This window comes from Kitasatospora sp. NPDC127035 (genome assembly GCF_042726075.1).
GTDB lineage: Bacteria > Actinomycetota > Actinomycetes > Streptomycetales > Streptomycetaceae > Kitasatospora.
Window position 1 is genome coordinate 1 of the sequence record NZ_JBHXDN010000129.1, and the last position, 6923, is coordinate 6923.

The 6923-nt window shown below is 72.4% G+C and carries 7 protein-coding genes; 3 read left to right on the top strand and 4 right to left on the bottom strand.

Annotated elements, in window-relative coordinates:
• Positions 1 to 141: 141 nt before the first annotated feature.
• Both ACFWIC_RS40240 and ACFWIC_RS40245 read right to left on the bottom strand, forming a co-directional pair.
• Entirely contained in the window at positions 142 to 432 is a 291-nt protein-coding gene (locus tag ACFWIC_RS40240) for a hypothetical protein (RefSeq protein WP_380522095.1), read from the bottom strand.
• Between the two features lie 35 nt (positions 433 to 467).
• Entirely contained in the window at positions 468 to 815 is a 348-nt protein-coding gene (locus ACFWIC_RS40245; RefSeq protein WP_329879497.1) for a hypothetical protein, read from the bottom strand.
• Positions 816 to 1370: 555 nt separating this feature from the next.
• On the opposite strand from ACFWIC_RS40245, the gene ACFWIC_RS40250 reads away from it, so the two are divergent.
• Positions 1371 to 3041 (top strand): hypothetical protein, encoded by a 1671-nt coding sequence (locus tag ACFWIC_RS40250; protein ID WP_380522097.1) that lies wholly within the window; start codon positions 1371 to 1373, stop codon positions 3039 to 3041.
• 161 nt (positions 3042 to 3202) lie between these two features.
• Here ACFWIC_RS40250 and ACFWIC_RS40255 read toward each other — a convergent pair whose 3' ends face one another.
• Together ACFWIC_RS40255 and ACFWIC_RS40260 are read right to left on the bottom strand one after the other, a co-directional pair.
• Complete coding sequence (locus ACFWIC_RS40255; RefSeq protein ID WP_380522099.1) at positions 3203 to 3664, bottom strand: hypothetical protein; 462 nt, start codon at positions 3662 to 3664, stop codon at positions 3203 to 3205.
• Positions 3665 to 4109: 445 nt separating this feature from the next.
• Positions 4110 to 5033, bottom strand: a complete 924-nt coding sequence (locus ACFWIC_RS40260; protein WP_380522101.1) for an alpha/beta hydrolase family protein — start codon at positions 5031 to 5033, stop codon at positions 4110 to 4112.
• A gap of 279 nt (positions 5034 to 5312) precedes the next feature.
• Here ACFWIC_RS40260 and ACFWIC_RS40265 point away from each other — a divergent pair, with 279 nt between their 5' ends.
• Positions 5313 to 5903, top strand: a complete 591-nt coding sequence (locus ACFWIC_RS40265; protein ID WP_380522103.1) for a TetR/AcrR family transcriptional regulator — start codon at positions 5313 to 5315, stop codon at positions 5901 to 5903.
• An 835-nt stretch (positions 5904 to 6738) separates the two neighbouring features.
• Positions 6739 to 6923 (top strand): PIN domain-containing protein (locus ACFWIC_RS40270; protein ID WP_380522105.1); only part of this gene is annotated, 185 nt, incomplete at its 3' end.

The window sequence follows — 6923 nt, forward strand, 5'->3', positions numbered from 1 at the left end:
GGCCCGGAGAGCGGGCCGCGGGGGAGGGTGCCGGGACGGGTGCGGGGGACGACCGCGGGGCGGACCGAGTCGCACGGCGCGCGCCGGACCGCGAAGTCCCGCTGGGGCGCACCGGTGCGCCCCAGCGGGAGATCCGACGGATCAGCGCGTGCAGCTGATCGCGGCGTTGGCCCCGTAGTAGCCGGGGGCGAGCCGGTAGGAGTCGGCGTAGAGCAGCACGCAGTGCTCGTTGAGGAATCCGCTGATCAACGCGCTCCGGCGGGCCGTCTTCTCGGCCTCCCGCTTGGCCTCCTTGGGGCTGTTCTCGTAGGCGGAGCCGGTGAAGTTCCGCGTCTCCTGCACGCGGGCGTCGGCGTGCGCGACGGTCGGCGCGAGCACGGCGAGGCCCGCGAGAACGACGGCAGCCCCACTCCGGGCGAGCATCGAGGTCATGTCGGTATCTCCTTCTGGGTGGACATCGGTGGGGTTCAGCGCTGGCAGAACAGGCTGGCGACGGCGGCGTACACGCCGCCGCCGACCGACCGGACGTCGGTGGCGCGGACGTGGCACTGGCTCGCCTGCCAGCCGGCCGACTGGGCGACCGCGCGGGCCGTGCGGACCGCGCCGTCCACCGCCTGGGACGGCGAGGTGCCGACCCCGTTGCCGGTGAACGTCCTGACCTCGGACAGGCCGTCGGGGTTCGCGTACGCGCCTCCCGCGACGGCCTCGGCTCCGGCCGGGGCCGCCTGGGCGGACGCGGTTCCTGCGGCGAGGCACGCCGAGGCGGCGAGGGCCACGGCGAGGGGACGGAGACGGAACGCGGACGAGCGGCCCACGGGAACTCCTCGGTCGTCGGTTCGGCGGTCACGGGAACGGTCGACGCGCACGGCCCCGGCCGGTGTCGGCTCCGCGGTACGGGCCGGGTCCCTCCTGCGTCCGGGCCGGTCTGCCAAGGACACACCGGCCGTGGCCCCCGTCCGTCCCCCACGTCCGCCGGCCGCCGTCACCGCGCCGCGGACCGTCTTCGGCCATCTCATCCGGGTTCTCATCCGGGTCTCTCCTCTCACTTGCGTCCTTCGGCCACCACCCCCGCGTGAAGGCCCCTCGACACAGGAGCGGGTTCGCGGCGTCGGTCGTGCGGTGGTGGCCCTGACCGCACGCTAGTTCCGCACGTCGGGCGCCCGTCAGCCACCCGTTCGGGGGGCTTGCCGATCGACCGGCCGTCTGCAACGCCACCCGCACCCGCGAAGCAACTTGACGGCGTGTCACTCCCGGCGCGAAGGCTCACCGGAGGTACGGTGCGTCAAGCAACGAACCCGGCACGACAGGGGGTGTTCGTGGGCGGCTCCGGGGGGAACGGCTCGCAGACGCTGGAGGAGCTACGGGGGGCGGTGGCCGCCCATCGGCTGGTCAACCTGACCGGCCCGCTCGGGGTCGGGAAGTCCCGACTGGCAGCACGACTGGACGACACGACAAGAATCGACCTCGACCTGCCCCGCGCGCTGTCCGGGCTGCGCCGGGCTCTGGCCGACCCGGCCACCGCACGCCGCACGCTGGTGATCGACGGCGTCGACGGCCGGCAGCGGCGGGAGGCGGTGAGCGCCGCACTGGACGAGGACACGGGCGCCCGGCGCCCGAGCCTGGTCGTCGTCAGCCGCCGGCCGGTCCTGGCCGATCCGCGCTGGGCACACCCCCACATCGCCGCCCTCGCCCTGCCACCGGCCTGCGACGGGCTCATCACCACCATGGCGGCGGCCGTCGAGTCCCAGGAAGGACGGGCACTGGCCGTTCGACTCGCGGGCGGCATCCCGCTGCTGGCGGACGCCGCCTGCCGCGCCCTGGCCTGCTCCCCGCCGCCGGCATCCCCCGGTGCGATCGCCGACCAGCTCGCCGAGGTGATCCTGGAGCGCGTCGGCCGCGAACTGCCCGGCCGGCGGTGGCGACACGCACTGCGGACACTCGCCACCGTCCGGGCCGCGGACGAGGAGCTCCTCCCGGGAGGTCCCGACCAGTTCACCCGGCTCGCCGCGCTCAGCATCGTCGAGCGCGGCGCCCTCGGACTGCGGATCACCGAGCCGTACCGAACGATCCTCGAACTCGCCTACCGCTGGCGCCGGCCGCAAGCACACGAGAGTGCCCGCAGCCACGCCCGCGACTACCGCCTCACCCTCCTCGGCCGCGCCCACCACGGCCGCGAGCGCGCCGAACTCGCCGACCACGGGCTCTTCCTCACCGGCCATCCGCTGCTGCGCCGCGAACTCTTCCCCGCCGGCGAACGCACCGTGGGCTTCCGCACCGCCCTCGCCACGGACGGCGACGACATCGCCCGGCTGATGCACGAGTGGGCCCTCCACAGCGGCTTCGACCCGCGCCGCTGCGAACGCCTCACCGAACGGTGGGCCACCGACGACGTCTCCGCCTTCCACCTCGCCCTCGACCGCGACGGCCGGGCGATCGGGGTGGCCAATCTGATGCCGATCGGCGCCCGCACGGCCGACGGCGTGGAACCGCTGCTCCAGCAGCACAGCGGAACCCTGACCGGCGGCGGGCTGTTCCTCGGCGCCGCGCACTGCCGCGACCCGGCCGCGCGCGCCCACCTCCTGCGCCACGTCCTACGGCAGGGCGTCGAAGCCGGACGCCTGGTCGTCTCGACCGCGAGCCCCGACTACCAGAACCTGATCCGCGGCCTCGGTTTCCGTGGGCACGGCGGAATCCGTGACGACGTCTACCGCTGCGGCCGGAACCCGGAAGTCTTCAGCAACGACCTGGCGGCCACCGCCCTGCCGGACTGGCTCGGCCGGATCGCCAGGGGTGACGCGCCCGCGCCGGGACCCGGCCCGTCCGGCACACCGCGCCTGTCCCCCAAGGAGCTTCGCATCCTGCTCGACTACACGTCGGGCATGACGCTGGACTCCGCGGCCCGCCGCGCCGGCATCACCCCGAACACGGCCAAGGACTACCTCGGCAGGGTCAAGGCCAAGTACCGGGCGGCGGGGCGGCCCACCCACACCAAGATCGACCTCGCCCGGAGAGTCCGCGAGGACCGACTCGACCACTCCTGATCCGGGCGCCTGACCGAGAAGCGGTCACGTCGTGCGGGAGACGGCTGAGGATCGGGGCGAGTCGGCGGGTCCCGAGGATGATCATCGACCACTTCGCCATGGCCTCGTGGTGTTCGGGCAGCCGCTCGTAGTCGCGGACACAGCCTGGACCCGTTCCGGGCTCACCTACCCTCAAGCCGTTCATGGAGCTCCTCGGCGAATCGTGTCCGGTAGACGCCGTGGACGATGGCCCCGGGAGACTGGTAGCCCCGGTGCTCAGGGGCCGAGACATCCCCGTCCCACGGCTCCGTGCCTTCGGGAAGCAACGGAGCACGGCCCAGATACATCTGAGCGACTTCTTCCAGCCGTAGTTCACCCGCCACCACCGAGCTCCACAGCCCGTGGCCCTGCCCGACGACCCACAGGCACAGATCCTCGGTGCTGTCCTCGGACCAGACGTCCCCGTCCACGCTCAGACCTTCCGAGAAGTCGGCCAGCGACTCCGCCGCGGACTCGTACGCGAGCGCGAAGGCTTCGAGCACCTCCCGCGAGGGGGACTCCAACCACTGCTCCAGGGCAGACAGACGCGGTCGTGCCGCTTCCAGGACCTCCCAGAACCAATCAGGAACATGATCCGGTCCCATCGCGGCTCCTGGGTCGACGGCTGCGGTACTCGCCCGACCGTACAGCGCGATGGAGTTCCCGGACACTCCCGGACCTCATCGTCGGCGAACGGCGCCGGCCACCTGCACCGTCACCGGTTCTACAGGCAGGCACCGAGACGGCCTGGTCACCGGCATCTCCCGCAGCACGGCCGGACGTGCGACGCCCGGCCGCCGGTGAAGGGACGTCACGCCGGCCGGGCTCTGAGCCGTGGCGGGACGGGCCCGGACGGCGGGAGGGGGGAAACCCGCCGCCCGGACCACGCTGTGCCCACCCGGACCCTCTCCTCACCCCGATCCGCGCGGACAAACCTCCGGATTCGCCGACCGGCCGTGCAGGACACCCGGCCGCGGCGAAGACGGCTGCACCCACCGGCCCGGCCCGGTCGGGCCGACCGGGCCGGGCCGAAATCCGGTGAGGACGGCGCTACTTGCTCTCCAGCCTCCCCAGCGGGTCGGCGCTCTCCGCCAACGCGGCGGTCGCCGTCCGCCAGGCCGCGTCCCCGGGGTGGAGGGCACTGCGCAGGAAGGCGGTCGTGAGCTGCTGGACCAGAGCGACCCGGGCCGGGCTCTCGTCGGTGGTCTCGGCGACCTCGTACCCGGGGATGCCCCCGAGCGAGTGCTCCGCCCCGAACAGGGTGAGCAGGCTCTTGCGCCCCGGGCTGCGGGTGTACGGGTCGGTGGACCAGTCCGGTCCACGCGTGGACAGGTGGGACTGGTCGCGATCGCCGGCGACGACGAGGGCAGGTGCGGCCATCGCGTCGAAGGACGGCCGCATGAACGGGAAGTGCTCGGCGGCGAAGGGGACCAGGTCGTCCCCCAGGCCGGCCGGTGCCAGCAGCACACCTGCCGTGACGCGGGCGTCCGTCATGTCCTCGCCGGGGACGCCGTCGGGGTCCAGGACGCGCGCGCCCAGCAGTGTGCTCGCCGTCTGGGCTCCCCAGGAATGGCCGGCCACGGCGATGCGGCCGTGGTCGACGCGCCCGCCGAGGCCCGGCACGGCGGCCTCCAGCACCTGGAGCCCATCCATGACGCGGGTGAGGTCCTCGACGCGCAGGCGCCAGATCCTCGGCGTGCGCGGGTCCTCGGCCGGCAGACCCAGTGTCCGGGAGTCGAGGTGGGTGGGCTGGACGACGACGAAGCCCTGGGCCGCCCAGTGGTCCGCCAGCGGGGCGTAGCCGTCCATCGACCAGCCGAAGCCGTGCGAGAAGAGGACGACGGGCAGATCGCTGCCGGTCACGGGCGCGGACACACGGACCTGGAGGTCGTCACCGCGGCCCGGGGCGGGCAGGACGAGCGGTTTCGCGGACAACACCACGGTGGGCGCACCGGTGGCGGTGGAGTCGGACATGGAAGGACCTTCCGTTCGGACTTCTCGCAACGTGGGGTTCGGTTGGGCCCTGGCAGTTGGTCGCACCGCGGGCCGGGCCGGTCGGGGAGCCGTTTCGCGCGCGGCCGCGTCGGCAGCGGTGTCGGCGCAGCGGGTGTCGGTGGCAGCGTCCGGTCACGTCCGGGTGGAGCGCGAGCGCGGCGGCCTCGGGGTCTGCCATCATGAGCAAAACGGAACCTCGTTCCGCAAACGATACGGAACGTCGTTCCGTATCGCAAGGCTCACGAGAGGAACGCCACGGTGGGTGACAGCGGTCAGGGCACCGGAACCACACCCGAGTCGAAGCGCAAGGATGTCCGGCGCAACCAGAAGACCCTGCTGGACGCGGCCGCCGCGGTCTTCCTCACCTCGGGTGTGGACGCACCCGTACGCGACATCGCCGCCGAGGCCGGCGTCGGAACAGGCACGATCTACCGGCACTTCCCCACCCGGGCGGACCTGGTCATCGCCGTCTACCGCCACCAGGTCGAAGCCTGTGCCGAAGCCGGGCCGGCCCTGCTCGCGGCGGGCCCGTCCCCGCACGCCGCCCTGGGACGGTGGCTCGACCTCTTCGTCGACTTCCTCGTCACCAAACACGGCCTGGCTGCCGCACTCCAGAACGACACCAGCGGCTTCGAGGCACTGCACGCCTACTTCCTCGACCGCCTGCTGCCGGCGTGCACCCAGTTCCTCGACGCGGCCGTCGCCGGCGGGGAGATCTCCGACGACCTCGACGCCTACCAGCTCATGCGCGGCATCGGGAACCTCTGCATCGGCGCCGACAGCGACCCCCGCTACGACGCGCGCCCGCTGGTCGCGCTCCTCGTCGCAGGGCTGCGCCGCCCGCACTGACGACGGCGTCCGCCCACGGCCGTGCGGGGTCGAGGCACGGTCGCGACGGTGGACGACGTTTCAGGCAAGAGCACTCCGGGGATCGCGATCAAGGGCATGACCGAGCGTCAGACCGAGCGCCCCACCGAAATGTTCCCGGCACGCAGCTTTTCCGGAACGAGAGTGAAAAACACCCAACCCGGCGCACCGGCCACCCCCTTCGCCCGGCGGACCGGGCCCGACCCCGCCGGGAAGACCTCGACACCACCCCGCCCACGCACACTGTGCTCGACACCGCAGGAGAACAGCCTTACCGCGCGCGAACCGGACCACACTGTGATCCACCTCACATTCCGGCGGCGCGCCTCACTGGTTATCGTGCTCTCAACGAAGCGCCCGTCGATTACCGGTGACCCTCATCCCGGATTTCTTCCGGACAGACCGATCTTCTACGAACACCCGCCTCAATCGCCACCCACGGTGGACCGTCGGACTTTCTTCCGGTATTCGTCAGACGCCGTTTCGCCACTGGCCAGGTGGCCTCGGAATCCTTGGAAACCTCGGAATCCCACTCCTCACACCCGCGGAGGGAGAACGCCCGGAAAAGAACGTCGTACCGGTCGGCATTTTCCGCCGGCCCCGTCCACCGAGGTTTCCCGCATGCTCCTGCGACCACGGGCGGCGCCCGGACGTCGATCGCGGGACACCTCGTCGATTCGGCGTCCACCGCGACCCCGTGAAGGATCACCCGCCGTGCCGGACCGCGAGCCGTCCGAGCCGTCGATCGGGCCGTGACTCCCGCTCCGACCGCACGACACCGGCACCGGCATCGGCACCGTTGGCAAGGAGACGTCTCATGAGCAGCGAAGACCGCGGCATCCGGTTCCCGCAACCGGCCCGCTCCCGCAAGTGCGACCGGCGCACGTACGTTCTCGACACCAGCGTCCTCCTGGCGGACCCTCTCGCCATGACCCGCTTCGAGGAGCACGAGGTCGTTCTCCCGGTGGTCGTGGTCACCGAGCTGGAAGCCAAGCGGCACCA

Excerpts from the sequence above, each read along its gene's own strand:
- ACFWIC_RS40240 (WP_380522095.1), bottom strand. The coding sequence starts at position 432 with ATGACCTCGATGCTCGCCCGGAGTGGGGCTGCCGTCGTTCTCGCGGGC.
- ACFWIC_RS40260 (WP_380522101.1), bottom strand. The coding sequence starts at position 5,033 with ATGTCCGACTCCACCGCCACCGGTGCGCCCACCGTGGTGTTGTCCGCG.
- ACFWIC_RS40255 (WP_380522099.1), bottom strand. The coding sequence starts at position 3,664 with ATGGGACCGGATCATGTTCCTGATTGGTTCTGGGAGGTCCTGGAAGCG.